The organism is Streptomyces sp. NPDC052023, assembly GCF_044548465.1.
Classification (GTDB): Bacteria; Actinomycetota; Actinomycetes; order Streptomycetales; family Streptomycetaceae; genus Streptomyces.
Genome location: NZ_JBIUBW010000005.1, coordinates 386,061 through 409,988 on the forward strand (window position 1 = coordinate 386,061; position 23,928 = coordinate 409,988).

Annotated in this window: 19 protein-coding genes and 2 riboswitches; of the genes, 13 read left to right on the forward strand and 6 right to left on the reverse strand. The window is 73.5% G+C overall.

Annotated elements, in window-relative coordinates:
• Positions 1-38 precede the first annotated feature (38 nt).
• The 3 genes from ACIHCM_RS14350 to ACIHCM_RS14360 all read right to left on the reverse strand — a co-directional run bounded on the left by ACIHCM_RS14350 (position 39) and on the right by ACIHCM_RS14360 (position 4,193).
• Positions 39-1,817 (reverse strand): ABC transporter ATP-binding protein, encoded by a 1,779-nt coding sequence (locus ACIHCM_RS14350; RefSeq protein ID WP_399894330.1) that lies wholly within the window; start codon positions 1,815-1,817, stop codon positions 39-41.
• The gene (locus ACIHCM_RS14355; RefSeq protein ID WP_399894333.1) at positions 1,814-3,523 is read right to left on the reverse strand and encodes an ABC transporter ATP-binding protein; all 1,710 of its coding nucleotides are present in this window, start codon (positions 3,521-3,523) and stop codon (positions 1,814-1,816) included. The genes ACIHCM_RS14350 and ACIHCM_RS14355 overlap by 4 nt, the downstream gene beginning before the upstream one ends.
• A 61-nt stretch (positions 3,524-3,584) precedes the next feature.
• Positions 3,585-4,193, reverse strand: coding sequence for a hypothetical protein (locus tag ACIHCM_RS14360; RefSeq protein ID WP_399894337.1), 609 nt, complete (start codon positions 4,191-4,193; stop codon positions 3,585-3,587).
• Positions 4,194-4,280: 87 nt separating this feature from the next.
• On the opposite strand from ACIHCM_RS14360, the gene ACIHCM_RS14365 reads away from it, so the two are divergent.
• The 10 genes from ACIHCM_RS14365 to ACIHCM_RS14410 all read left to right on the forward strand — a co-directional run bounded on the left by ACIHCM_RS14365 (position 4,281) and on the right by ACIHCM_RS14410 (position 15,238).
• Positions 4,281-5,843, forward strand: a complete 1,563-nt coding sequence (locus ACIHCM_RS14365; protein WP_399894340.1) for an amidohydrolase — start codon at positions 4,281-4,283, stop codon at positions 5,841-5,843.
• A gap of 101 nt (positions 5,844-5,944) precedes the next feature.
• Positions 5,945-6,775: a hypothetical protein gene (locus ACIHCM_RS14370; protein ID WP_399894344.1), complete on the forward strand. Its 831-nt coding sequence runs from the start codon at positions 5,945-5,947 to the stop codon at positions 6,773-6,775.
• Between the two features lie 216 nt (positions 6,776-6,991).
• Complete coding sequence (locus ACIHCM_RS14375) at positions 6,992-8,446, forward strand: Gfo/Idh/MocA family protein (protein ID WP_399894347.1); 1,455 nt, start codon at positions 6,992-6,994, stop codon at positions 8,444-8,446.
• 141 nt (positions 8,447-8,587) lie between these two features.
• A riboswitch (cobalamin riboswitch) is annotated at positions 8,588-8,777 on the forward strand.
• 36 nt (positions 8,778-8,813) lie between these two features.
• Positions 8,814-9,221, forward strand: a complete 408-nt coding sequence (locus ACIHCM_RS14380; protein WP_399894350.1) for a (2Fe-2S) ferredoxin domain-containing protein — start codon at positions 8,814-8,816, stop codon at positions 9,219-9,221.
• Between the two features lie 142 nt (positions 9,222-9,363).
• Entirely contained in the window at positions 9,364-10,356 is a 993-nt protein-coding gene (locus tag ACIHCM_RS14385; RefSeq protein WP_399894353.1) for an ABC transporter substrate-binding protein, read from the forward strand.
• 119 nt (positions 10,357-10,475) lie between these two features.
• Positions 10,476-11,471 carry a FecCD family ABC transporter permease gene (locus ACIHCM_RS14390; RefSeq protein ID WP_399894647.1) on the forward strand — a complete coding sequence of 332 codons (996 nt, stop codon included), beginning with the start codon at positions 10,476-10,478 and terminating at the stop codon, positions 11,469-11,471.
• Entirely contained in the window at positions 11,468-12,304 is an 837-nt protein-coding gene (locus ACIHCM_RS14395; RefSeq protein WP_399894357.1) for an ABC transporter ATP-binding protein, read from the forward strand. The genes ACIHCM_RS14390 and ACIHCM_RS14395 overlap by 4 nt, the downstream gene beginning before the upstream one ends.
• A gap of 94 nt (positions 12,305-12,398) precedes the next feature.
• Positions 12,399-13,091 carry a (2Fe-2S)-binding protein gene (locus tag ACIHCM_RS14400; protein WP_399894360.1) on the forward strand — a complete coding sequence of 231 codons (693 nt, stop codon included), beginning with the start codon at positions 12,399-12,401 and terminating at the stop codon, positions 13,089-13,091.
• Positions 13,092-13,136: 45 nt separating this feature from the next.
• Positions 13,137-13,295 (forward strand): hypothetical protein, encoded by a 159-nt coding sequence (locus ACIHCM_RS14405; RefSeq protein WP_399894363.1) that lies wholly within the window; start codon positions 13,137-13,139, stop codon positions 13,293-13,295.
• 149 nt (positions 13,296-13,444) lie between these two features.
• On the forward strand, positions 13,445-15,238 hold the full coding sequence (locus ACIHCM_RS14410; RefSeq protein ID WP_399894366.1) for an FAD-binding dehydrogenase: 1,794 nt from the start codon (positions 13,445-13,447) through the stop codon (positions 15,236-15,238).
• Between the two features lie 63 nt (positions 15,239-15,301).
• Here the strand turns inward: ACIHCM_RS14410 and metE are convergent, their stop codons facing one another.
• The gene (gene metE, locus ACIHCM_RS14415; protein WP_399894369.1) at positions 15,302-17,620 is read right to left on the reverse strand and encodes a 5-methyltetrahydropteroyltriglutamate--homocysteine S-methyltransferase; all 2,319 of its coding nucleotides are present in this window, start codon (positions 17,618-17,620) and stop codon (positions 15,302-15,304) included.
• A gap of 166 nt (positions 17,621-17,786) precedes the next feature.
• Positions 17,787-18,011: riboswitch (cobalamin riboswitch) on the reverse strand.
• A gap of 138 nt (positions 18,012-18,149) precedes the next feature.
• Between metE and ACIHCM_RS14420 the strand changes: the two genes are divergently transcribed.
• From ACIHCM_RS14420 to ACIHCM_RS14430, 3 genes are read left to right on the forward strand one after another with little or no spacing between them, the layout of a single operon-like run.
• Positions 18,150-18,785 carry an ATP-binding cassette domain-containing protein gene (locus tag ACIHCM_RS14420; RefSeq protein WP_399894372.1) on the forward strand — a complete coding sequence of 212 codons (636 nt, stop codon included), beginning with the start codon at positions 18,150-18,152 and terminating at the stop codon, positions 18,783-18,785.
• The gene (locus tag ACIHCM_RS14425) at positions 18,782-19,651 is read left to right on the forward strand and encodes a metal ABC transporter permease (protein ID WP_399894375.1); all 870 of its coding nucleotides are present in this window, start codon (positions 18,782-18,784) and stop codon (positions 19,649-19,651) included. The genes ACIHCM_RS14420 and ACIHCM_RS14425 overlap by 4 nt, the downstream gene beginning before the upstream one ends.
• The gene (locus ACIHCM_RS14430; RefSeq protein ID WP_399894379.1) at positions 19,609-20,427 is read left to right on the forward strand and encodes a metal ABC transporter solute-binding protein, Zn/Mn family; all 819 of its coding nucleotides are present in this window, start codon (positions 19,609-19,611) and stop codon (positions 20,425-20,427) included. The genes ACIHCM_RS14425 and ACIHCM_RS14430 overlap by 43 nt, the downstream gene beginning before the upstream one ends.
• A gap of 64 nt (positions 20,428-20,491) precedes the next feature.
• Here ACIHCM_RS14430 and ACIHCM_RS14435 read toward each other — a convergent pair whose 3' ends face one another.
• Positions 20,492-22,168: a class I adenylate-forming enzyme family protein gene (locus tag ACIHCM_RS14435; protein ID WP_399894382.1), complete on the reverse strand. Its 1,677-nt coding sequence runs from the start codon at positions 22,166-22,168 to the stop codon at positions 20,492-20,494.
• Positions 22,165-23,907 carry a CoA transferase gene (locus ACIHCM_RS14440; protein WP_399894385.1) on the reverse strand — a complete coding sequence of 581 codons (1,743 nt, stop codon included), beginning with the start codon at positions 23,905-23,907 and terminating at the stop codon, positions 22,165-22,167. The genes ACIHCM_RS14435 and ACIHCM_RS14440 overlap by 4 nt, the downstream gene beginning before the upstream one ends.
• Positions 23,908-23,928: the final 21 nt, after the last annotated feature.

Below are 23,928 nucleotides of genomic sequence, written 5' to 3' on the forward strand. Positions count from 1 at the left end.
CCGGGCGGTGCGGGGGGTTTCGAGGTGCATCCGTGGGGTCAGGTGCCGGTGTCGCGGGTGTCCGACCACGCCCGCCAGACGGCGGCGTAGCGTCCCTCGGCGGCGCGGAGTTCGTCGTGCGTGCCGGTCTCGACGACGCGGCCGGCGTCCATGACGACGACGCGGTCCGCGGTCGCCGCCTGGCTGAGACGGTGAGCCACGATCAGCGCGGTGCGGCCGTCCACCGCCTGCGCGACCGCCTTCTCCAGGGCGCGGGCCCCCGCGCTGCCCGCCTCGGCGGTGGCCTCGTCGAGGATCACCAGGGGCGGATCGGCCAGGATCAGCCGGGCCAGGGCGAGGGCCTGGGTCTGTGCGCCGCTCAGCCGGTGGCCGCCGTCCCCGACGACGGTGGCGAGGCCGTCGGGCAGTGCCCCGGCCCAGCCGAGGGCGTCCACCCGGTCGAGCGCGGCGCGCAGTTCGCCGTCGGTGGCGTCGGGCTTGGCCAGGCGCAGGTCGTCGGCGAGGGGCCCCGCGAAGACATGGGTCTCCTGGGTGATCAGGGCGACCGTGCGGGTGGCGGCAGCGCCGAGTTCGGTGGGTGGCACACCGCCGATCAGGACGGTGCCGGCGGTGGGTGGCTGGATGCCCGCGACGAGCCGGGCCAGGGTGGTCTTTCCGGCGCCGCTGGCGCCGACGAGGGCCACCCGCTCGCCGTGCCGGATCGTCAGGTCGATGTCGTGCAGGACGGGATGTCCGGGCCGGTACGCGTGGCGCAGGCCCCGCACGGTGACGTCGACGCCGCCCGCCCGGACCGAACGGGTGCCCTCCGGGGGCGGCGGCTGATCGGTGACCCCGACGAGCCGGGACAGGCCCGCGGTGGCCGACTGGGCGTCGTCCAGGAGGACGAGGGCGGCGTTGACCGGAGTGAACAGGCTGTGGAAGTACAGGGCGGCGGCGGTCGCGGTGCCGATCGACGCCGAGCCCTCGCGGACCAGCCAGTAGCCGGTGAACAGCACGGCGGCGAGCCCGGCGTACTCGGCGATGTGCAGACGGCTGTAGAAGCCCAGCACGAGCTGCACCCCGCGCATCGTCAGCGCCACCACGGACCAGGACCGTGCCGTCACCCGCTCGGTGTGCTCCCGCTCCAGCCGGAACGCGCGCACGGTGGAACTGCCCGCGACGGTGTCGAGGAGTTGCTGCTGCTGCGCGCTCGCGGCCCTGCGCTGCTCGGCGTAGAGCGGGACGGCACGGGCCACGTACCAGCGGGCGGTGGCCGCCTGGACGGGCACCGCGATCAGGGCGGCCAGCAGGAAACGCCAGTCGAGCAGGGCCAGGGCGCCCAGGGTGAGGACGATGGTCAGCAGCGAACGGGCCAGTTCGGGCAGGGCGTTGCGGATGGCTTCGGCGATGAGGGAGACATCGGCGGTGACCCGCGCGGTGAGGTCACCGGCGCCGGCCCGCTCGACCCGCTCCAGCGGCAGCCCGAGTGCGCGCTCCACGAACCGCTCGCGCAGCCGGGCCAGGGTTGTCTCCCCCAGCCGGGAGATCAGCGACAGACCGAACCCGGCGGTGACGCCCTGCGCCACGGCGACGGCCAGGAGAAGCGCCGCGGTCGTGGTGACGGCGTCGACGGAGCCGCGGTCGGCGGCCAGGTCCACGATCCGGCCCAGCAGCGGCTGCACGAGCAGCCCGACGGCGGTGGAGGCGACCATCACGGCGAACGCGGTGAGGGCCAAAGGGCGCTGCGGGCGCAGCAGTTCCGCGACGGCGGCGCGGGTGCGGGCGGGTGTGGCGACGGGCAGGAGGGGGGCCTGCGCCGTACTGCGGGGCTCGGTCATGTGAGGACCGCCGTCCGGTAGGCGGCGCGGTCGTGCACGAGCCGCTCGTGGGCGCCGGTCGCGGTGACCCTGCCGTCCTCGATCAGCACGACCCGGTCGGTCACGGCGAGCAGCGCGGGGCTGTTGGTCACGAGGACGGTGGTGCGGCCGCGGCGGACGTCCCTGATCCCGGCGGCGACGCCTGCCTCCGTGACCGCGTCGACGGCCGTGGTGGGCTCGTGCAGCACGAGAACAGGCGCGTCGGCGGCCAGTGCCCGGGCGAGGGCCACCCGCTGCCGCTGGCCTCCGGAGAGCGAGTGGCCGCGCGCGGTGACGGCGGTGGCCGTGCCGTCGGGCAGGGCGCGTACCACCTCGTCGGTGCCCGACGCGGCGATCGCGGCGGTGACGGGCGCGGCGGTGGGGCTGCCGTGCCCGGCGGTGACGTTGTCGAGGAGCGTGCCCTCGAAGAGGTCGGCGTCGTGCTCGGCGACGAGGATCGCCGCGCGCACCTGCGCGAGACTCAGCGCGGGCAGTTCCGTCCCGTCCAACTCCACGGTCCCGCGGGCCGGGTCGGCGTGGCGGCCCAGGCAGCGCAGCAGGGCCGTCGCGTCGGCGGGGTCGGTGGTGACCACGCCCACCGTCTCGCCCGGGGCGATGTCCATGTCCACCTCGCGCAGAGGGCCGTACGACAGGCCGCTCAGCCGGAGCCGGCCCGCGGTCCGGCGCGGTACGGCGCCGCTCTGCGGCGGACCCGGCGGCACGGCCCGGGGGGCGCCGAGCACCTCGGCGATCCGGGCGGCGGACGCCCGGCCCTGGGCCAGCTCGGCGTTGACCCATGAGAACTCGGAGAGCGGGCCGATGAGGAAGAGGGCGAGGGCGACGGACGAGACGAGTTCCCCGAGGCTGATGTCGCCGCGTGCGGTGAGCCGGCCGCCGACGAGCGCCACCAGCGCGAGGAACGCGCCGGTGAGGATCGTGACGACGCCGTTCTGCCATGCCTCGGCACGGGCCGCGCGCAGGGTGGCGGTCAGCGACTCCTGGCTGGTGCGGCGGTAGCGGGCGACGGCCGCCGGTTCGGCGCCGATGCCCTTGAGCACCCGCAGCCCCGCCACGAGGTCCGCCGCCACGCCCGAGGCGCGGGCCGCGCGTTCCTGCTCGGTCTCGCTGCGGCGTTCCAGGGGCTTGCTCAGCAGATGCACCAGCCACAGCAGCAGTGGCGTCCCCAGCAGGACGAGCAGGCCGAGGGGGAGCGAGATGCGCAGCAGGACCACCGCGCCCACCACCAGGCCGGTGGCGGCGCCGATGCCCACGATGAGCGCCATCGTGACGGCGCCGACCCGCTTGGCGTCCTCGGTCGCGGTGTTGGCCAGTTCCCCGGGCAGCCGGCCTTCCTCCGCGCCGCCCTCCGGGGCGAGTACGCGGCCGACGAGCTGGGTCCTGAGCCGGTGCGCGGCGGTCACGGAGGCGCGTTCGCCGGCCCGGGCGCCGAAGCGGAAGCTGTAGGAGAGCCCGACGTAGACGACGGCCAGGACACCGAGCCACAGCAGCAGCCCGCCCGCGTCGCCGGCCACGACGCCTCGTTCGACGGCCAGTCCGATGAGCACCGGCACCAGGGCCTCGCCCGTCTGGTGGCCCATGCCGAGCACCGCCCCGAGCGCGACGCCCCGGCGCTGCCCGCCCACCGCATCCCGCAGGACACGCCGTCCCGGCAGGTCCGCTTCTCTCACGCATCCCTCCGGAAGGGGGTCACAGCGCATACACCGGGCACCAGAACTTAGGTAAGGCTAATCAGATCTGGCTCTCGCGGCTACCCCCTTGGGGATTCGCGGGGACGTCGTCGACACGGACGAGCCGGTACCGGTGCTCGTACGCCGAGACGCCGCGCCGTGCGGTCCGCCTGGATCGCGCGCGGCGTGCCGCGAGGATCAGCGCGTTGACCTTCGGGCGTTCCTTGCGCAGCCGGTAGAGGGCCGCACGGGGCATTCCGGCGAGCGCGGCCGCGGAGGCGTGCTGCGCGCCCGCCTGAATCGCCTGGAGCAGCACCAGCAGCGCGACGGCGCCCGGCGGACGTGCCGCGCCGTTCACCTCGGACGCGTACGACTGGGCCAGTGCCCGCGCGCCCGACATGGCCGCGGCGAACGACGGGTTGTGGTCCTGCCAGTTCAGCAGCAGCCGTTCCGGCACCCCGGCGGCCGCCGCGCAGCCGGCCGGGCCGAAGCCCAGGGCCGCGGCCCGCACGGCCTCCGCCATCCGGGCCAGCGTCTCCTCGCGCAGGCTCGGACCGCGCCCCAGCGCGGCGAGCAACTCGCCGTCGAGCCCCTGTTGCGCGTCGATACGCGCCAGCACACCATCGGCCCAGGCCGCCAACTCGCGGTCGGGGCCCACCGTTTCCTGCATCGGAAGCCCCCTTAGGTTAGCCTAACCTAAACACATGTGCGGGCTGTGTGCCAGCAGTTTCGCGTGGGAGACCGGAAGGAGTTGTCCTTGCTCTCGTCGAGGATCACCAACGCCCGCATCATCACGATGGATCCGCAGCGCCCGCTGGCCCGGGAACTGGGCATCTGGCGCGGCCGCATCGTCGGTCTGGACGAGGACGTGGCGGGACTGCCGGCACGGCACACCCACGACCTGGACGGCGCCGTGGTGCTGCCGGGCTTCATCGACAGCCATGTGCACCTGGCCTGGGCCGGGTTGAAGGCGGCGGTGCCCAGCGTGGCGCCGAGCACCCGGGCCGACGACGTGCTCCGGGTCGTGGCCGACGCGGGCGCCGGGGCGCCGGCCGGGGCGTGGCTGGACTTCGGCGGCTACGACCAGCGCACCCTGGACCGCCCGTTGACGGCCAGGGACCTCGACGCCGTCGCCGCCGGCCGCAAGGTCTACCTGGGCCACCTCTCCGGGCACGCGTGCCTCGTCAACACGGCGGTCCTTCAGGGACTGCCGGCGGGCGCGGCCGGCGCCGACGGTTTCCTCGTCGAGGGCGCGATGGGAGCAGCCCTGCGGTCCCGGCCGCCGCACTCCCTCGACGAACTGGCGGCGGCCGTCGCACGCGCGGCCCGCGTCTGCCGCTCCGAGGGCGTGACCGCCTGCGCCGAAGCGGGCGTCGGCGCCCGCCTGTTCCGCCACAGCCCGATCGAGGCGGCGGCCTACCAGCTCGCCCACGACACCGGCCGCCTGCCGATACGCGTGCAGCTCATGGTGGCGGCCGACGCCCTCGATCCCGTACGCGCCGCCCCCGAGGACACCACGGCCCGCGCCCTCACCCTCGGCCTGCGCACCGGCTTCGGCGGCGGCGCCCTCTCCCTGGGGGCGCTGAAGATCTTCACCGACGGCGGGATGATGGCCCGTACGGCCGCCCTGACCAGCCCCTATCGCGGGACCAGCACCTCCGGCCAACTCCAGGCAGATCCCGAGGAGTTGGTGGAGACCATCGTGGCGGGGCACCGCGCGGGCTGGCAGCTGGCGATCCACGCCATCGGCGACCGGGCGGTGGACGTCGCCCTGGACGGCCTGGAGCGGGCGCAGCGGCTGCTGCCCCGCCCCCAGGCACGTCACCGCATCGAACACGCGGGCCTGGTTCGCCCCGACCAGCTGCCCCGGCTGGCCGCGCTCGGCGTCACCGTCGTGATCCAGCCGAACTTCCTGCGCTACTACGGGGACGACTACGCCACGGTCATGGGTGACGACAGGGCCGGCTGGCTCTACCGCGGCCGGGGCTTCCTCGACCACGGCGTCCGTGTGGTGGGCAGCTCGGACCGCCCGGTCGCCGACGGCGCGCCGCTGCGGGCCGTGCAGTTCATGGTCGAACGGGCCTCGCAGTCGGGCCGGGTCATCGGCCCCGAGGAGCCGGTCACCGTGGACGAGGCCCTGCGGGCCTACACCGTCGACGCCGCCCACGCCTGCCACTGGGAGGCCGACGCCGGCAGCCTCACCCCGGGCAAGCGGGCCGACCTCGTCGTGCTCGGCGACGACCCGTACCGGGTGGACCCCTCCCGGATCGCGGACATCGAGGTGCTGCGGACCTTCCTGGCGGGCGAGGACGGGCTCTGACCGGAGGGCCGGAACACCCCGTCCCGCCCGCCACGCCGGCCGCCACACCACGGCACCCCGCCCTCCGCGCCGCCGCGCCGCCCGCGCACTAGCCTGCGGTCATGGGACTCGGCCTGCTGTTCGCGCTGTGCGCCGCCGTCTTCATGGGGACGGCGACGGTGTTCCAGGCGCTCGGGGCGCGGCGGGTTGCTCCCGGAGGCGCCGGCGCGGCGGTGCGGGCCACCTGGCAGTGGCCGTTCGTCGCCGGAGTCGCGCTCGACACACTGGGATTCGGTGCCGAGCTGTTCTCGCTGCGCTCGGTCCCGCTCTTCCTGGTCGAGGCGGCGGTCGCCGGGGCGCTGGCCGTCACCGCGATCGTCTCGGCGCTGGTGCTGCGCATCCGGCTGCGACGGGTGGAGTGGGCCGCCGTCGCCGCGGTGTGCGGCGGGCTCGCGGTGATGGCGATCGCCGCGGGGCGCGAGACCGGCGGGGACGGCGACCTGAGAATGCGGCTCGCGGTACTGGTGGGCTCGGTGGGACTCGCCCTGGTGAGCTGGGCACTGGCGCCGCGCCTGCGGAACGTGCGCCACCGCGCGGCCGTGCTGGGCGGGCTGGCGGGAGTCAGCTTCGGAGTGACGGCCGTCGCGGCCCGGCTGCTGCCGGGGCTGTCCCTGCCCGGTCTGCTCGCCGATCCTTCGGTCTACGCCGTGATCCTGTCCGGGATCACCGGCTATCTGCTGCTGATCGAGGCCCTCCAGTCCGGTTCGGTCACCTCCGCCACCGCGGCGATGGTCATCGGGGAGACCGTCTGGCCCGCCCTGTTCGGCATCATCTGGCTGGGGGACACCACCCGCCACGGGCTCGCGCCGCTGGCCGTCGCCGGTTTCGCGGCCTCCATCGCGGGAGCCCTCGCGCTGGCCCGCTTCGGTGAGGCGGAGGAGCACGCGTCCTAGGGTCCCGCCCGGAGCCGCCGTGTCCGCACCTCGTTCCCCGTGCTGCCGCGTTCCCGTCACGCCTGATCAGCTCCACCGGACCCGCATGGCGGCCCAGATGCTCATTCGTGCTCGCAACAGGCTCTCTTCGAGCAACTATTGACACCCCGTCGTCCGCTCGACAAAGTCGTTCGGCAACAGGAGCAGTCGGCCACCCACAAGGGAGCGTTCAGCGCCATGCATGAAATCCCTGCTGTCTCACGCCGTACTCTCATGGGCGGGGCCCTGGCCTCCGGTGCCGTCGTCGCGGGGCTCGGCACCACGGCAGCCGCCGCACCGGCCAGCGCCGCACCGGACGCCGCCCACGCGGCCGCAGACACCCCGCCGGCCCGGCGGCCCGGCCAGAAGTCAATGATCAACGTCCCCTTCGACACGTACCGGACGGTCCGCGTCGCCCTGATCGGCCTGGGCAACCGGGGCCACGGCATGGCCTCGGGGTGGGCCGCCGTCCCCGGCTGCACCGTGACGGCCGTCTGCGACATCCGCCCCGACCGCGCCAGACGAACCGCCGACAAACTGGTCTCCGAAGGCAGGCCCCGTCCCGCCGAGTACGGCGGCTCCGCCGACGCCTACGCGCGCATGCTGCGCCGCGAGGACATCGACCTCGTCTACGTCGCCACCCCTTGGGAGTTCCACTACGAACAGGGCCGCGCGGCCCTGCTGTCCGGCAGGCACGCCATCGTCGAACTGCCCGTCGCCACCGAGCTGCGCGAGCTGTGGGACCTCGTCGACACCAGCGAGCGGACCCGCCGGCACCTGTTCCTGTCCGAGAACTGCTCCTACGGCCGCAACGAGCTGGCGATGCTCAAGATGGCCCACGACGGCCTCTTCGGCGACGTCACCAACGGACACGGCGGCTATCTGCACGACCTGCGCGAACTGCTGTTCTCCGACACGTACTACACCGACTCCTGGCGGCGGTTGTGGCACACCCGCAGCACCGCGTCGTTCTACCCCATGCACGGTCTCGCCCCGATCGCCGCGGCCATGGACATCAACCGCGGCGACCGCTTCACCACACTGCGGGCCACCGCCACCGAACCCCGCGGTCTCGCCGACTACCGCGCGCGGTTCGTCCCGCGGTCGCACCCCAGCTGGAAGGAGACGTACATCAACGGTGACCTGGTCACCTGCCTGATCGACACCGCCCAGGGCCGGGTGATCCGCGCCGAGCACGAGGTCAGCTCGCCGCGCCCGTACAGCCGTATCAACTCGCTGGCCGGCAGCCGTGGCATCTTCGAGGACTACGCCGGGGTCACCTCCGCCGGCGGTGGCCGCATCTACGTGGAGCCCGATCACAGCGGCCACACCTGGCGGTCGTTCGACGCGTACCTCAAGGAGTTCGACCACTGGCTGTGGCAGAAGATCGGTGACGATGCGGAGAACAACGGCGGCCACGGCGGGATGGACTACGTCCTGCAGTGGCGCACCGTCCAGCAGATGCGCGCCGGGCTCGTCCCCGACATGGACGTGTACGACGCCGCCGCCTGGTGCTCCCCGGTCCCGCTGAGCGTCATGTCCCTCGCGGTGGGCGGCCGGCCGGTCGCCGTGCCGGACTTCACCCGTGGCTCCTGGGTCAACCGCCGCACAGGTCTCGACTCACGCCCCACCGACATGCCGCCGGTCAGCTGAGCGGGCTCCCTCCCACCACACCACAGCAGCGCGCAGCGCGCCGCCCGGTCGATGCCGACGGGGCGGCGCGTTTCGCATGCCGCCCGCCGGTCGTGTGCAGCACTTCACCCTGCCCAACGCTGCCGCGGGCGTATGAGATGACGAGTCCGTCTGACATGATGTGCCGCGAAAAGGCGACGGCGGAACGAGGAAGCCGGTGAGAATCCGGCGCGGTCCCGCCACTGTGATCGGCGAGCGGATCCCGAACGACCACTGCCCGCATGCGGGTGGGAAGGACGGGACGAGCACTGACCCGAGAGCCAGGAGACTCACGCGGTCGCCTCCTCGACGTGACCGGGGCGGATTTCCCCGGGGAGGAGGGCTCGTTGTGACGCCTGCTGAGACGTCACGGGACGGCACCGTGCCGTGCCGGGTCGTGGTCTGCCGTGACTGCTGCTGCGGCAGCCCGAAGGTGACCGGTGTGGACCACGAGGCGCAGGTCCTGCGGCTCGCCGAGGACGCCCCGGTCCGCATCACCGGCTGTCTCGACGTGTGCGACCAGGCGAACGTCGTCGTCGTGCAGCCCTCGTCCGCGGGGCGTGCCGCCGGAGGCCGGCCGGTCTGGCTCGGGCTCGTCAACGACTCCGCCGCGACCGAGGACGTCGCCGCCTGGGTACGGGCGGGCGGCCCGGGCCTCGCGGCGCTTCCGGACATCCTGGACCTCTACGTCTTCACCCCGCCCCGGCGTGCCCGGTCCGGGGCGCTCGGGACGCCCGCTCCCGGCCCGGCGGCCTGACGGCCGCAGAACCGTTCGCCGTCACCGCCCGCCGCTCACACCCGCCGTACCCGGGGCGTCCACGAACGGCCGTACCCGGCCGATTTCCCGGACCGCACCGCGCACTGTTCCGCGTTCCACCCTCCGGTGAGAGGACCACTCCATGATGGGCAAGCGCCCGCTCCCCCTGCTGCCGGCTCTGGCCGCCGCGGCCCTGCTGATGTCCGGCTGCGGTGGCGGCTCCACCCGGGACGACGCCGCGCAGGCGGGTCCCACCGCCGAGGGCTTCCCGGTCACGCTGTCCAACTGCGGGGTGAAGACGACGTATCAGCGGCCCCCGCAGCGGGCCGTGTCGCTGAACCAGCACGCCACCGAGGTCATGCTGGCGCTCGGCCTGGAGAAGTCGATGGTGGGCACGGCGTACCTCGACGACAGGATCCTCCCCGAATATCAGGACGCCTACGACAACATCAAGGTCATCGCCGAGGAGTACCCGTCCTTCGAGACGCTGCTGTCCGCCGAACCCGACTTCGCCTACGGCGGGTTCGCCAGCACCTTCGACGAGAAGGAGGGCCGCAGCCGCGACGCCCTGTCCCAGGCGGGCATCAACTCCTACCTGAACATCGAGGAGTGCCCGTCCGGACCCGTCACCATGGCCACGATGGACCGGGAGATCCGTAACGTGGCCAAGATCTTCGGGGTGCCGGACCGGGCGGAAGCGGAACTGAAGAAGCTCCACTCCACCCTGGACACGGTCGAGGACGAACTCGCCGGGGTCACCCCGGTCAAGCTCTTCGTGTACGACAGCGGCGACAAGACCGCCTTCACCGCGGGCGGCGCGGGCATCGGCAACGAGATGATCGAGCAGGCCGGCGGCGTGAACCTCTTCGCCGACCTCGACAAGGCATTCGGCGACGTGTCGTTCGAGCAGGTCGCCGAGCGCGCGCCCGAAGTCGTCGTGATCTACGACTACGGCGACCAGCCGGTGGCGGACAAGAAGAAGTTCCTGCTGGCCAACCCGGCGCTGAAGGACGTACCCGCCATCAAGAACAAGCGGTTCGCGGTACTGCCGCTGTCGTCCACCGTGCTCGGCGTCCGGGTGCCGGCCGGCGTGGAGTCCCTGGCGCGCCAGCTCCACCCGGACCGCTTCAAGTGAGCGGCGCCGCCGACGTCACGGGCGTGACCGACGAGAGCGGTACCGCGCAGGCCGGCCCGCGAAAGCCGGTCGAGGCCGCCGCCGTCCGGCGCGGCACCAGGCTTCCCTACCCCCTCGTCCTGGTGCTGCTGGCCGCGCTGGTGGTGCTCGCGGCCACCTTCGGCATCGCCGCCGGTTCCATCAGCGTCCCGGCCGACCAGGTCTGGGGCATCCTCCTGCACCGCGTGCATCCGGCGCTGGCCGATCCGGTCTGGACGCCGGTCCGCGAGACGATCGTCGTCGACGTACGGCTGCCCCGGGTGCTGCTGTCCGGCGTGGTGGGCGCGGGCCTCGCGGTGTGCGGGATGGCCCTTCAGGCGCTGGTGCGCAACCCCCTCGCGGACCCGATGCTGCTCGGGGTGTCGTCCGGCGCCTCCGTCGGCGCGGTGCTGGTCGTGGTCTTCCACCTCACCCTGTTCGGCGTGTTCTCGCTGCCGGTCGCCGCGTTCCTCGGCGCGCTGGCCGCACTCGTCGCCGTCTACTTCCTGGCCCGGTCCGGCGGGCGGATGACCACGGTGCGGCTGGTGCTGGCGGGTGTGGCGACGGCCGAGGTGCTCTCCGCGCTCGCCAGCTTCCTGGTGGTCACCTCCAACGACCCGCACAAGACGCAGTCGGCGCTGCGCTGGATGCTCGGCGGACTGGCGGGCACCACCTGGGCGGTCGTGTGGATCCCCGTCGGCGCGGTCCTCCTCGGCACGGCGGTCCTGCTCGGCGTCTGCCGGTCCCTGAACCTGCTGCTCGCGGGGGAGGAGGCCGCCGCGGCGCTCGGCCTGGACGTGCACCGCTTCCGGGCCGCGTTGTTCACCCTGGTCGCCGTCATGATCGGCACGATCGTCGCGGTCAGCGGCCAGATCGGCTTCGTCGGCCTGATCATGCCCCATGTGGTGCGGCTGCTCGTCGGCGCCGACCACCGCCGGTCGCTGCCCGCCGCGGCACTGCTCGGCGCGGCCTTCCTGATCGCCGCCGATCTCGCGGCGCGCACCGTGATGAGTCCCGAGGAGATCCCGGTGGGCATCCTCACCGCCCTGGTCGGCGGCCCCTTCTTCCTGTGGCTGATGCGAAGGAGGACCGCATGACGGAGACGGTCATGGCCAAGTCCGGTGCCACGGCCGTGGCGGCGCCCGGCACGCTGGCGGTGGAGGACGTCTCGGTCGTCGTGGACGGCCGGGCACTGGTGGACCGGGCGTCGCTGCGCGTGGCTCCCGGCGAGGTGGTGGGGCTCGTGGGCCCCAACGGCGCCGGGAAGTCCACCCTGTTGCGCACGGTCTACCGGGCCCTGCGCCCCACCTCGGGGCGGGTGCTGCTGGACGGCGAGGACGTCCGGTGGCTGCCGGGCAAGAGCCTCGCGCGGCGGCTCGCGGCCGTTCTGCAGGAGTCGGCCGGGGAGTTCGAGCTGTCGGTGTACGACGTGGTGGCCATGGGCCGCACCCCGCACAAGCGGGCCTTCGAGGGGGACGACGCCGGCGACCGCGCCGTCATCATGGCCGCACTGGGCGAGGTCGACGCCGCGGGCCTCGCGCACGCCCCCTTCAGCCGGCTGTCGGGCGGCGAGAAACAGCGGGTGCTCATCGCCCGCGCGCTCGCCCAGCGTGCCGGGACGATGGTGCTGGACGAGCCGACCAATCACCTGGACCTACGCCACCAGCTCGACACGCTGCGCCTCGTCCGCCGGCTCGGTGTGACGGCCGTCGTCGCCCTGCACGACCTCAACCTGGCCGCTGCCTTCTGCGACCGCATCTGCGTCATGAACGACGGCCGCGTGGTGACCGCCGGGCCCCCCGGCAAGGTCCTCACCTCCGAACTCCTGGCAGACGTCTACCGCGTCGAGGCCGAGGTGACGGAGCACCCCCGTACCGGTACTCCGCACATCACGCTGCTTCCTGGTACCGGTTCCTTCGGAAAGGAGTGACGCGAGCTATTCCATGAAAAGCGGGGAGGTTTCTTCGCCATGCGCGAATTCGCAAAAACCACTGCATTGTTGATGCAGAGAGGTGGGAGTCGACATGAACGCCCTGCGGCAGGCCCCCGTCAGCTCCGTCGCCGCCGCCCTGAGGGACGTCGCGGACTTCGGCGGCTTCTTCTCGATCGAGCTCGGCGGCCCGGACGACGGATGGCACCGGATCGAGGACGCGTACGCCGACGGGGTCGCCGACCTGATCGCGGCGACAGCAGGCCGCTACGGCACCCGGGAACTGCGCATCGGCGCCTCCATCGTGCAGCTGGGGCACGCCGCGCGTCTGTGGTCACCCGTACTGGCCTGCGCCGTCGTCCACGGCATCGTCCCCGACCTGCGCGGGCTGCACCGCGCCGACGACGGGCCCGCACTGCGCCTGCCGGCCGTACCCACCGGCTGGTACGCCCCCGAACCTCCCCACCTCACGGACCTTCTGTACGAGGTCGTGGTGGACCGGCAACTCGACGCGCTGGCCGCCGGACTGCGCGTCAAGGTCGCGCCCCGGCTGCTGGAAGGCAACGCCGCGTCCGCGCTCGCCGAGGCGGCCCGCGCCGTCCTGGCGGCCAGAGGGGATCTGCGTGAGCCGCTCGCCCGTCTCGTCGACGACCTGCTGACGACCGGCCGGCTGGCCGGCACCGGCAAGGTCTTGGGCCCGGACCTGAGTTTTCGCAGGCGTAGTTGCTGTCTCTATTACCGAGTGCCCTCGGGAGTGAAGTGCGAGGACTGCTCGCTGGCCGAATGAATTGCGGCCACGCGGTATCCGGCAATTCCTGGCCGGAACGAGGTATTGAGCAATCCGCCGCCGCCGGGCACGAGGTTGCTGTTCCGGCTCGGCCTGCCGGCGGCGATCGCCCTGCTGTACGCCCTGCTGCTCCACCTGCGCTACCGGCGCCGGTTCCGGAGCGGGGAGCGAGCGCCGGACGCGGTGGTCCCGGGCCGGGGGTGAGTCCCCAACGCGGTTGCGTGCAGCGGAAGTTACCGGACGCAGGGCTCTGGTGGTTCCCGGACTCCCTGGTCTACCGTCGGTAACCCCTCTTCTCGCGGCAGCATCCCGCACCTCTCCGGCCTCCTCCTCACTCCCCTGGAAGGCAGCCCATGGAGCACTCGTCAGCCTCGTCCGCGATCACCCGCCGCCATGCCCTGACCGTGGCGGGCGGAGTGCTCGCCGGCGCCGCTCTCGCACAGGCGACGGCCCCCGCGTACGCCGCCCCGGGCGCGTCGTCGCACGCGGACGCCATCGTCGTCGGACACGGCCTCGCGGGGCTGGTCGCCACGGCCGAACTGGCGGCGGCGGGACGCAAGGTGCTGCTGCTCGACCAGGAACCCGAGACCGGCCTCGGCGGCCAGGCGTTCTGGTCGTTCGGCGGCCTGTTCTTCGTCGACTCCCACGAGCAACGGCTCATGGGCATCAAGGACTCCCGCGACCTCGCCTGGCAGGACTGGCTGGGCACGGCCGGGTTCGACCGCGGGCCCGACGACCCGTCGGGCCAGGACCACTGGGCGTACAAGTGGGCCGAGGCGTACGTCGACTTCGCCGCGGGGGAGAAGCGGTCCTGGCTGTCGGGGCTCGGCGTGCAGTGGTTCCCGATCGTCGGCTGGGCCGAGCGGGGTGGCGGACTCGCGGACGGCCACGGCAACTCGGTGCCGCGCTTCCACGTCACATGGGGCACCGGGCCGGCCGTGGTCGAGCCCTTCGAGAAGAAGGTGCGGGCGGCCGTCAGGGACGGGCTGGTGACCTTCAGGTTCCGCCACAGGGTGGACGAGCTGGTGGTGACCGCGGGCGCCGTCACCGGCGTGCGGGGCGCGGTCCTGGAGCCGAGTGACGCCGCGCGCGGCAGGCCCAGCTCCCGCACGGTGATCGGTGACTTCGAGCTGCGCGCCCCGGTCGTGATCGTCACCTCCGGCGGCATCGGCGCCGACCACGACCTCGTCCGGAGCAACTGGCCCGCCCGCCTCGGCACTCCGCCGAAGTCCATGATCACCGGGGTGCCCGCGCACGTGGACGGCCGGATGCTCGCCATCACCGAGCGGGCGGGCGGGCGGATCGTCAACCCCGACCGCATGTGGCACTACACGGAGGGCCTCAAGAACTACGACCCGATCTGGCCCGGCCACGGCATCCGCATCCTGCCCGGCCCGTCCTCGATGTGGTTCGACGCCACCGGCAAGCGCTTCTCCAGCCCCGACATCCCGGGCTACGACACCCTCCACACCCTCAAGTCGATCACCGCCACCGGGTACGACTACTCCTGGTTCGTGACCACGCAGAAGATCATCGCGAAGGAGTTCGCCCTCTCCGGCTCCGAGCAGAACCCCGACCTCACCCAGAAGAACGTCTGGAAGCTGCTGTCACGGATCTGGCAGACGCCCGAGCCGATCGAGCGGTTCAAGGAGAAGGGGGAGGACTTCGTCGTCGCCGAGACCCTGCCGCAACTGGTGGCCGGGATGAACAGGCTGACGGGCCAGGACCTGATCCAACTCGCCTCCCTCCAGCGGCAGATCGAGGCCCGCGACCGTGAGATCGCCAACCCGTACACCAAGGACGTCCAGGTCATGGGCATCCGCAACGCGCTGGCCTATCCCGGGGACACGCTCAGCCGCACGGCCTCCGCCCACCGGATCCTGGACTCCTCCGCCGGCCCACTGATCGCCGTGCGGCTCAACATCCTCACCCGCAAGACCCTCGGCGGCCTCCAGACGGACCTCTCCAGCCGCGTACTGAACGCCTCCGGTGGTCCGGTCCCCGGCCTGTACGCGGCCGGTGAGGTGGCGGGCTTCGGCGGAGGCGGCGTCCACGGATACCGGTCCCTGGAGGGGACCTTCCTCGGCGGCTGTCTCTTCTCCGGCCGTGCGGCGGGCCGGGCGGCAGCCGCGGCGACCGCGACCTGACAGGCCCGCTCCCGGGGGCCGGGGCGCGCGCGATCGCGCCCCGGCCTTTCGGGGCCGCCCGGTTCAGGAGGCGGGCAGCTCCGTGCGGACCGTGCGGGCCGCGGCCACCAGGTTCTCCAGGGACGCCCGGGTCTCCGGCCAGCCGCGGGTCTTCAGACCGCAGTCCGGGTTGACCCACAGCCGTTCGGCGGGGATGGCCTTCAGGCCGGTGCGCAGCAGTTCGGCGGCCTCCTCGGCGCTCGGGACGCGCGGGGAGTGGATGTCGTACACGCCGGGTCCGGCCTCGCGCGGGTAGCCGTGCGCGGCCAGTTCGCGGGCGACCTGCATGTGGGAACGGGCGGCTTCCAGGCTGATGACGTCCGCGTCGAGGTCGTCGATCGCCTGCACGATGTCCCCGAACTCGGCGTAGCACATGTGCGTGTGGACCTGGGTGTCCGGCCGAACGCCGCCGGTGGTGAGCCGGAACGCCTCCGTCGCCCACGCCAGGTAGGCGGCGTGGTCGGCCGAGCGCAGCGGCAGGGTCTCGCGCAGCGCCGGCTCGTCGACCTGGATGACGGAGGTCCCCGCCGCCTCCAGGTCGCCCACCTCGTCGCGCAGGGCGAGGGCGACCTGGCGTGCGGTGTCGCCGAGGGGCTGGTCGTCGCGGACGAAGGACCAGGCGAGCATGGTGACCGGCCCGGTGAGCATGCCCTTGACCGGACGGCCGGTGAGGGACTGGGCGTACGTCGTCCAGCGCACCGTCATCGGGTCGGGGCGGGAGATGTCGCCGGCCAGGATCGGCGGGCGGACGTACCGGGTGCCGTACGACTGGACCCAGCCGTGCTGGGTGGCGAGGTAGCCGGTGAGCTGCTCGGCGAAGTACTGGACCATGTCGTTGCGTTCGGGCTCGCCGTGCACGAGGACGTCGAGGCCGGTCTTCTCCTGGAAGGCGATCACTTCCTGGATCTCGGACTTGATGCGTTCCTCGTAGCCGGCGTCGTCGATCCGCCCGGCCCGCAGGTCGGCGCGGGCGGCGCGCAGCTCGCCGGTCTGCGGGAAGGAGCCGATGGTCGTGGTCGGCAGCAGGGGCAGGCCGAGGTGGGCGCGCTGGGCGGCGGCCCGCTCGGCGTAGGGCTGGGAGCGGCGGGCGTCGGCCTCCGTGACGGCGGCGGCGCGGGCGCGCACGGCCGGGTCATGGGTGATCGGCGAGCCGGCGCGGGACGCGAGGTCGGCACGGTTGGCGGCCAGCTCCGCCGTGATCGTGTCGGTGCCCTGGGCGAGGCCCTTGGCGAGAGTGACGACCTCGGCGGTCTTCTGCCGGGCGAAGGCGAGCCAGCGCAGGATCTGCGGCTCGATGTCCCGCTCCGGAGCGGTGTCCAGGGGCACGTGCAGCAGCGAGCAGGAGGCGGCCACGTCGACGCGGTCGGCCAGACCCAGCAGGGTGCCGAGGGTGGCCAGGGACTTCTCCAGGTCGTTGACCCAGATGTTGCGGCCGTTGACGACACCGGCGACGAGCCGCTTGCCCGGCAGACCACCGACGGCGGCGAGGGCGTCCAGGTGGGCGGCGGCGGCCTCGGTGAAGTCCAGCGCGAGTCCCTCGACGGGGGCCTTGGCCAGGACCGGCAGGGCGTCGCCGAGCCGGTCGAAGTACGAGGCGACGAGCAACTGGGGCCGGTCGGGCAGGGCGCCGAGCTCGCGGTAGGCGCGGGCCGCGGCGTTCAGTTCGGCGGGCGTGCGGTCCTGGACGAGGGCGGGCTCGTCGAGCTGAACCCACTCGGCGCCCGCCGCGCGCAGGTCGGCGAGGACCTCGGCGTACACCGGCAGGAGCCGGTCCAGCAGCGTGAGCGGCTCGAAGTCCGCGGGGACACCGGGCGCGGGCTTGGCGAGCAGCAGGTACGTGACGGGGCCGACGAGGACCGGGCGGGCCGTCAGACCCAGGGCGAGGGCCTCCTTCAGCTCGGCGACCTGCTTGGTGGAGTCGGCGGCGAACACGGTGTCCGGACCCAGTTCCGGCACCAGGTAGTGGTAGTTGGTGTCGAACCACTTCGTCATCTCCAGCGGCGCCACGTCCTGCGTGCCGCGGGCCATGGCGAAGTAGCCGTCGAGCGCGCCGGCGGTGACGGCCTCCCGGTGCCGGGCGGGGATCGCGCCGACCATCACGGTGGTGTCGAGAACGTGGTCGTAGTACGAGAAGTCGCCGGTCGGCACCTCGTGGATGCCGGCCTCGGCGAGCCGGCGCCAGTTGCCGGCTCGCAGCTCGGCGGCGGTGGCACGGAGGGCGTCGGCGGTGACGCGGCCCTTCCAGTAGCCCTCGATCGCCTTCTTCAGTTCCCGGTTCCGACCCTGGCGGGGGTAGCCGTACACGGTGGCCCGTGCTGCCGCGGCTGCGGACTTCGGTGTCACGGAGATCTCCTTCGCGAGATGAATCCCTGAGATCCCGGGGACGGGACGAGAACGCGAAGGGCGACGGAACCGGAAGGACCCGACCCCGCGCGGCAACGGCACGGTCGATCCGTCTGGTATGTACGCCGACCCGCCCTCGAGGTCACCGGGATGTCCGCGCACGAGGGTTCGCGCGCGGGCAGTTGGCAGGTCTTCGGACTCGCGGGCACGCCTCGTGTCGTACGAGACACCTACTGGCCGTCGCTTCCCAGGCCCACTTCCTCGGGCCCAGTGCGTATGACGGCGGTCGTTCCCACTCACCGCTGCGGGGCAGTCCCGGATTCCCACCGGGTTCCCTCTTACGACGCATCCCGCCTGGCGGACGGGGCGAACCAGCTGCGCGGACCACCCTACGCGGCGTCGCGCGGGTGGGGAGGGCAGGTCCGGCATTCGGATGGTGAAGTCGGACATGAGGAAGTCACGCACCCCGCGATGCCCGGGAACCAACCGCCCTCCGCTTCCGACACCTGTTCAGGAGCGAGGAGGTGGCATGGAAGGACTGGACGTCGTCATGCGCGAGGTCGCCTGCCGGCACGGCCGCGTGGAGGCCGTGCGGGGCGTCGACCTCGACATCGCGGCCGGCGGGCGGGTGGCGCTGACCGGTACCAACGGCTCGGGCAAGACCACGTTGCTGCGGGCCGTGCTCGGCCTGCACCGCCGGGCCGGCGGCCGGATCCTGGTGGGCGGCCGGGACACCCGCAGCGCGGCCGAGTGGGCGTGGCGGCGCCGGGCGTGCGCGTGGATTCCGCAGAAGCCGGCGGTCGGCCGGTTCCCGCTGCCGGCCAGGGAGTTGCTGGCCAGTGGCGGTGCGAAGGCCGAAGCGGTCGAGGCGGCGGCGAAGCTCGGCGTCGGGCAGCTCGTGGACCGGCCGTTGCACACCCTGTCCGGCGGCCAGCTGCAGCGGATGTATCTGGCGCGGGCGGTCGGCTGCGTCGCCGCGGGCGCCGGCGTGCTGCTGGCCGACGAACCCACCGCGGCACTCGACTTCGCCGGGCAGGAGGAGGCGGCCGACGTGCTGCTGTCCCTGCCGGTGACCGTCGTGGTCGTCACCCACGACCGGGCGCTGGCCGACCGCTGCGACCGGGTGCTGGAGATGGCCGCGGGCAGTCTGCGGGAGGTGCGGTGACCGCCCTGGCCGCGGCCGATGTCGGCCAGTTGCTGCAACTCGTTCCGGTCCAGCGCGCGGGTGCCGCCCTGCTGCTGGCGGCCGTGGGCCTGCCCGTGGTCGGCGTCGTGATCGTCGGCCTCGACATCATGCCGGTGCGGTTCGCCATGATGCATGTGGCGCTGCTCGGTATCGCGGTCGGTCTGCTGACCGGGCTCGACCCGATGCTGTGCGCGCTCCTCGCCTGCGCCCTCGCCGGAGCCGGGGTCGCGCCGCTGGCCCGCACTCCGGACGGGCTGTCGGGGGCGATGGGCCTGCTCATGAGCCTGGCGATCGCGGCGGCGCTGCTCGTGCTGGCGGTCTCCGGGGTCAACGCGGCGGGCGCGTTCGCCCTGCTGTGGGGATCGATCCTCTCCGTCGGCACGGCCGACCTGTGGGTGATCGGCGCCCTGGCCGTCGCCGTGCCGGCCCTGTTCTGGTGGCGGCGCCGCGACCTCGCCCTGCTGCTGTACGACCGTGAACTGGCCCTGTCCTCGGGCGTCCGGGTCGAGCGGCTCACCCTGGTGCTGCTCGTCCTGGTCGCGGTGGCCGTCGCCGGAGCCATCAAGCTCACCGGCGCGCTGCTCGTCGACGCCCTCACCCTGCTGCCCGCGCTCGCCGCCCGCCGCCTGGGCACCTCCCTGAAGTCCATCACCGCCTGGGCGGTCGGCATCGGGGTCGCCGTGAACCTCACCGGGTTCCTCGTCGCCCTCCGCTTCGACTGGCCGCCCGGGCCGGTCCTCGTCCTGACCGCCGGCGTGGTCGTCCTCGCCGTCCATCTCATACCCGAACGGAGAATCAGCTCATGGCGCGCACCCGCGTCCGCAACTCTTCCCTCCTCGCACTGACCCTGATCGCGGGGCTCGCCCTGACCTCGACCGGCTGCGGCGGCGACACCGAGTCCGGTTCGGCGCCGTCCGCGTCGTCCGGCGCCAAGGACTCCCCGCCGGTGGTCGTCGCCACCACCACCTGGGAGGCCGCCCTCGCCAAGGCGGCCGGCGCCGGGGACGTGCAGGTCATCGTCCCGCAGTCGGTGCAGCACGCCCCCGACTACGACCCCAGGCCCTCCGACCTCGTGGCGGTGGCGGACGCCGACTACGTCCTCTACGCGCCCTTCGAGCCGTACGCCGCGAAGATCAAGGAGGCGGCCGGTTCCGACGCCGAGCTGGTCGAGGTCGCTCTCGACAACGACGCGGACAAGGCGAAGGCCGAAGTCGCCCGTCTGGCGCAGCTGTTCGGAACCCAGGACGCCGCCGCACGGTGGACCGCCTCCTTCGACTCCGAGTACGCGGCGCTGCAGAAGGGCCTGAAGGCCAAGTGGCCGCAAGGCAAGCAGCCCACCGTCGTCGCCCAGGTGTTCACGACCTGGGCGGCGAAGCTGGCGGGCGCCGAACTCGCCGGTACCTTCGGGCCCGAGGCCGTGACGGCGAAGCAGCTGTCCGAGCTGTCGAGGACGAAGCCGCGACTCGTCCTGGACAACGCGCACATGACGACCGGCACGGTGCTGCCCGACTCGGGCGCCGAGCAGGTCGAGATCGTCAACTACCCGGGGACGGACCTCGACCTGCTGGCGGTCTACCGGGAAGCGGCGAAGACGGTGGAGACGGCGATGGCCGCCTCGTAACGGCGTCGCGTCACGCACCGAGGGGGCCGCCCGGCGCGGGCGGCCCCCTCAGCGCGTGACGGACTCAGCCGGCCGGAGCCAGCGGCCGCTCCGGGCCCGGCTGCGTGGCGAATCGTTCCCGCAGTGCGGCACGGTCCGGCTTGCCCGCCGGGGTGAGCGGCAACTCCGCGACGACCAGCAGCCGTTCGGGGTGCTTGCGCCGCTCCAGTCCCCGCGCGTCGAGGTGGGCGCACAGCTCGGCCAGCGTGGGCGTGCGACCCTCGCGCGGGACCACGCACGCCGCGAGCCGCTCGCCCATCAGCGGATCGGGCACGCCGACGCACACCACGTCCCGGACCAGCGGATGGCTCGCCAGCTCGATCTCCACCTCCGCCGGGCTGATGTTGGCCCCGCCACGGATCACCACGTCCTTGAGCCGCCCGACGATCCGCAGCACGCCGTCCTTCTGGAGCAGCCCGAGGTCGCCGGTGCGCACCCAGCCGTCGTCGGTGCGGTAGCGGGCGTCGAGGTCCGGGGCGGCGACATAGCACAGCGGGGTCATCGGGCCGCGGGCCACTATCTCGCCGACCGTGCCGCTCGGCAGCTCCCGCAGTTCGCGGGTGCCGGGCGAGGCGATCCGGATGTCGGCCACGCGCGGGTCGGGGTGGCCCGCGACGACGCCGGGCCCGTCACCTCCCGGTACCTCGGCGGCCAGCCCCGTATGGCAGTTGACGCCGTCGGCCGAGCCGTACAGGTTGACGACCGGGCAGCCGAAGACGCGTCCCGCCTCCTCGGCTGTGGCCTCGTCCAGCGGGGAGCCGCCGACCACGAGCGCGGTGGGCGGGGTGAACTCGGGGTGGCCGCCCTCGGCGACGCGGTCCAGCATCATCCGGATCATCGTCGGCACGCCGAGGACATGGGTCGGCTCGTGCTCGGCGAGGGCCTGGAGCGCGGCCTCGGGCGTGAAGTGGTCGAGCAGCACGAGGGTGCCGCCGTGCCGGGCGAGCGCCACGGCGGTGCCGTTGCTGCCGAACGCGGAGGCCAGCGGCACCAGGAACAGGCAGCGCGGCGGCTGCCCGCCGGTCATCAGGGAGGCGAGGAAGTTGCCGCGCCCGCCCGCCAGCGCGTTGTGCGAATACGCCACCATCTTCGGTTCGGCCTCGGACCCGGACGAGACGAGGATGCGCGCGGCGGAGTCCGGGTGCGGGCGGGCCGGGGCGAAGGTCCTGGGGTCCGTGCGCAGCAGCTCGGACAGTGCCACCGCACCCTCGGGCACGGTGCCGGGCCCGGCGGCCACGACGGTGCGCAGCGCGGGCAGTTCACCGGCCAGGGCGAGCAGACCGGCCGCGTGCCGGTTGCCCCGGTGCTCGGTGGCCGCGATGACCGCGACCGCCTCCGATCTGGAGAGCAGCGACGCCGCCTCCCGCCCGCCGCGCCCCACCGGGAAGGGCAGCGCCACGGCTCCCAGCGCGGCCAGCGCCAGGTCGGCGACGACGGCGTTACGGCCGTTGGGCAGTTGCACCCCGACCACGTCGCCGGCGCGTATGCCCAGACCGGACAGGCCCGCGGCAAGACATCGCACCTTGCGGTCGAGGGCGGTGTAACAGAGTTTGCCCTTGGCGTCGAGGACCGCCGTGCGGTGCGGGTCGGCGATCTGGTGGGCGCGGTGGAGGCTGTAGAGGTCGAGGTCGGGGCAGGTGCCGTCGACGGCCCAGGAGCGGCGCAGTTCGGCGGGCAGCAGGTCGTGCAGGGTGACGGTCATGCGAAGCTCCAGGGGTCGGGCACGGCGGGGGCGCCGTGCGCGTCGCGCCTGATCGAGCCGGTGGCGAGCAGGGCGGAGAGGTCGGTGACGACCGGGACTGCTGTCAGTCCGCGGCCTCGCAGGTGCTCCACGGCCTGCGCGGTGGACCGTGCGCGCAGGTCGTGCGGGATCGCGGCGTGGTCCGGGAGGGCGATCCAGCCGTCGGCCGTACGCAGCGGGCGGCGGAAGCCGGCCGGCTGCCGGGGGTCGAGCCCTTGCGCCGCCCGGGCGCGCGCGGGCGCGGTGAGGACGTCGGCGGCACCGAGCAGGGACGAGTCCACCCGCACGCCGCAGCCCGTGCGCTCCCGCAGCAGCAGGCCCGCCAGCACCGCCTCGGTGCCCAGCAGCCCGCCCAGCACGTCGAGCAGGGTCATCAGCGACGGTGCCGGCGGCTCGTCCGCGGGGCGGGCGGCCTCACCGACCCCGGTACGGGCCTGCACCATGAAGTCGGTGCCCATGGGCGCGCCGGGCAGCCGGCCGGCCCAGCCGCTGGTGTACGCGTACACCAGTGCCGGGTTGGCGGCGGCCAGATGTTCGTGGTCCAGGCCTAGTCGGGCAGCCTTGCCCGGCGCCCAGTTGTGCAGGAACACATCGGCCCGCTCCGCCATCTCGCGCAGCCGCTCGCGGTCCGAAGGCGACTTGATGTCCACCTCCACGGCCTTCTTGCCCCGGTTGAGCGCCAGCCAGCGTGCCGAGACCCCCGAGCAGGCGGGCGGCATGCCCCGCAGCGGGTCACCGCCCGGCGGCTCGATCCGGACGACCTCGGCGCCCAGCAGGCCGAGCAGATGAGCGGTGAGGGGTGCCTGGATGCGGCGCCCCGCCTCCAGGACGGTCAGCCCGGCGAGCGGTGCGTCCACCGGTGCCGCCGTCCCGGCGTACGACGCCTGGTGCGCAGCGAGCTCCCACGGTGGCGCTCCGTCGTACTCGGCGGCACGCCGCGCGAGCGACGACAGCGGGCACACGTCGGCACCGGCGTCCCCGGCGGCCTCCCGGACCCGCTCCCAGGAACACGCCCGCACGATCTCGTGCAGCACCGGCGGGAAGGGCGCGCAGGCGGTCGCGTAGCGGAACTGGAAGGGCCGCCAGCCCCGTCGTATCGCCTCCTCGGGAGCGCCGAGCGCCCGCCAGAACGCGGCCCACCCTCCCGGGTCGAGCGTCTCCAGCTCGAACAGAGTGCCGTCCCTCGTGGCGAACGGGGGTCCGCCCGGGGCGAGTTCGGCGGCCTCGCCCTCCTCGGCACCGGCGGCGGCCAGGTACTGCGAGACGGCCAGCAGGCCGGCCCGCTCGGCGCTCACGTGCGCGCCGGGGAGGCGACCGCCGCGGGCCTGCGCGAGCAGTCCGGCCAGCAGCGCCTGCACGGTGAGTACGCCGGTGGCGGTGGCCGCGTAGTCGACCGCGAGTCCGCGCGGGTCGCCGTCGCGACGACCGTGCACGGCCATGATGCCGGTGGCCGCCTGGACGGTCGCCTCGTCGATCACCCCGTCACCCCACGTCGTCCGGGCCGTGACCGCCTCCGGCCCGGACCGCCACCCGGAGACGGCGAACCGGCCGCCCGGACGGACTTCACCGCCGGCGCCCAGCAGGCGCAGATGCTCCGCGACCAGACCGTCCGCCGGCCCCGGCGGACCCGAGGTCTCCATGCGCAGCCCCTCGAGCGGCCGGGCCGTGCGCAGGGTGATGGGTGTGGCTGGAGTTGCCATGCCTTTCCTTCCTGACGCTCG

Coding starts and splice junctions, on each gene's coding strand:
- ACIHCM_RS14370 (WP_399894344.1), top strand. CDS start 5,945: ATGGGACTCGGCCTGCTGTTCGCGCTGTGCGCCGCCGTCTTCATGGGG.
- ACIHCM_RS14385 (WP_399894353.1), top strand. CDS start 9,364: ATGATGGGCAAGCGCCCGCTCCCCCTGCTGCCGGCTCTGGCCGCCGCG.
- ACIHCM_RS14435 (WP_399894382.1), bottom strand. CDS start 22,168: ATGACCGTCACCCTGCACGACCTGCTGCCCGCCGAACTGCGCCGCTCC.
- ACIHCM_RS14375 (WP_399894347.1), top strand. CDS start 6,992: ATGCATGAAATCCCTGCTGTCTCACGCCGTACTCTCATGGGCGGGGCC.
- ACIHCM_RS14400 (WP_399894360.1), top strand. CDS start 12,399: ATGAACGCCCTGCGGCAGGCCCCCGTCAGCTCCGTCGCCGCCGCCCTG.
- ACIHCM_RS14360 (WP_399894337.1), bottom strand. CDS start 4,193: ATGCAGGAAACGGTGGGCCCCGACCGCGAGTTGGCGGCCTGGGCCGAT.
- ACIHCM_RS14410 (WP_399894366.1), top strand. CDS start 13,445: ATGGAGCACTCGTCAGCCTCGTCCGCGATCACCCGCCGCCATGCCCTG.
- ACIHCM_RS14440 (WP_399894385.1), bottom strand. CDS start 23,907: ATGGCAACTCCAGCCACACCCATCACCCTGCGCACGGCCCGGCCGCTC.
- ACIHCM_RS14395 (WP_399894357.1), top strand. CDS start 11,468: ATGACGGAGACGGTCATGGCCAAGTCCGGTGCCACGGCCGTGGCGGCG.
- ACIHCM_RS14430 (WP_399894379.1), top strand. CDS start 19,609: ATGGCGCGCACCCGCGTCCGCAACTCTTCCCTCCTCGCACTGACCCTG.
- ACIHCM_RS14350 (WP_399894330.1), bottom strand. CDS start 1,817: ATGACCGAGCCCCGCAGTACGGCGCAGGCCCCCCTCCTGCCCGTCGCC.
- ACIHCM_RS14420 (WP_399894372.1), top strand. CDS start 18,150: ATGGAAGGACTGGACGTCGTCATGCGCGAGGTCGCCTGCCGGCACGGC.